This window comes from Peribacillus sp. SIMBA_075, assembly GCF_046534585.1.
In genome coordinates this window covers 1-271 of the sequence record NZ_JAWRYN010000645.1, presented here as the reverse complement: position 1 = coordinate 271, position 271 = coordinate 1, and the positions used below count along the sequence as shown (strand labels likewise).

The window sequence follows — 271 nt, the reverse complement described above, 5'->3', positions numbered from 1 at the left end:
TTTTTTCATCTTTGATGAAAAAGCAGATTATTGGTACACTTAGCAGGGAACAGCATTAATGCAGACAAAATTTCTTAATCTGAGGAGCTGAGACGATGAACACGAAACAATTTGAAGTAATGAAGAACGGAAAAGGCTTTATTGCAGCGCTCGACCAAAGTGGTGGCAGTACGCCAAAAGCGTTAAAACTTTATGGTGTGAACGAAGATGCTTACTCCAACGAAGATGAAATGTACGACCTGATCCACGAAATGAGAACACGCGTCATGAC

1 pseudogene is annotated in these 271 nt (G+C 40.6%); it reads left to right on the top strand.

Annotation, left to right across the window (positions count from 1 at the left end):
- Positions 1-95 precede the first annotated feature (95 nt).
- Positions 96-271: pseudogene (locus SB775_RS29760) on the top strand (fructose bisphosphate aldolase); the annotation flags it as partial.